Source organism: Oceanobacillus profundus (genome assembly GCF_003515705.1).
GTDB lineage: Bacteria > Bacillota > Bacilli > Bacillales > Amphibacillaceae > Oceanobacillus > Oceanobacillus profundus.
The window spans coordinates 1-1,135 of record NZ_QWEH01000057.1 but is presented as its reverse complement, the minus strand read 5'-3'; the positions used below and the strand labels follow the sequence as shown (position 1 = coordinate 1,135).

The 1,135-nt window shown below is 22.9% G+C and carries 2 tRNA genes; both read right to left on the bottom strand.

What is annotated here, in order from left to right:
* Positions 1 to 369: 369 nt before the first annotated feature.
* Positions 370 to 440, bottom strand: a tRNA-Met gene (locus tag D1B32_RS23535).
* Between the two features lie 242 nt (positions 441 to 682).
* A tRNA-Asn gene (locus tag D1B32_RS23530) sits at positions 683 to 755 on the bottom strand.
* Positions 756 to 1,135 lie beyond the last annotated feature (380 nt).

The window sequence follows — 1,135 nt, the reverse complement described above, 5'->3', positions numbered from 1 at the left end:
TTTATATTATAATCTATCAAACAAAAATAGAAAAATATAATTTCCGGAATAGAGGTGAGTCGAACACCTAAGAGTTGCCTCGAACAATTAGCAATTGTATTAACTTTCCAATGTAAACTATTCCAAAAAAATTAAAATTATTCTAACTTTTTTTTTTTAATTTAAATTTTTATATTAAAACAAATTTACCAATCTAAACAACTGAATTTTGTAATTTTAATTAATTAATACTGAATTTTATTTTTAAATATTTTTTGGAGTATTAGTCTTTATCAGATTTGAACTGATACCTAATATCTTGAAGGAATACTGTGCAACCATTACACCAAAAGACCTTAGGGAATATAAAAAAACAAAAGTTTTTCAAATTAGCGAAATATGGATTCGAACCAAGTCTAACAGCTCATGAGACTGTCGTGCTACCTTTACACTATCTCGCTTATAAGAATTATTAATTATTATTAAATATATTATATATAAATATTATTAATATTGAACACTATCATTGAAACATGATACGAACAAAGAGACTTGAACTCTTAAGGAATTTCTTCCACTCCTGCTTAAGAGGAACTTGTTTACCAAAATTTCAACATGTTCGTAAAAAAGAAGTAAAAATTTAATTTTTTAAATTATTAAACTTCTTATAAAAATTAAGTGTTAATTTTTTAATTTAATTGGAAGGTGTCAAGAGGAATTGAACCTCTGAATAAGGTATTAACAGTACCCCGCGATAACCACTCTGCCATGACACCGGGTATTTTATATACAAATATAATATATGATAGGCGCGACTCGAACACGCTAGCTCTCCTTCCCAAAAGGAGTGAATGTAAACCCGTTCTTCTTCTATCATTACTAATTGATATTTTTATATTACAATATATTTGTAATAATACTCTTTTAATAAAAAAGTAAAAATTTTGTTTTTGTTAAAATCAAAAAATTATAATAATTAAAAATAATTATTTTTTTTTTAAGATAAAAAATTATCTAATATATTACTACTTTTAATAAATTAATTAAATTATTAGATTAAAAATAAAATTGTAAAAGAAAAATATCTGTCCTTTTAGTAATAAAAAAGTAAAAAACAAAAATTAATATTAGATTATAAATAAAAAATTTAATTGGA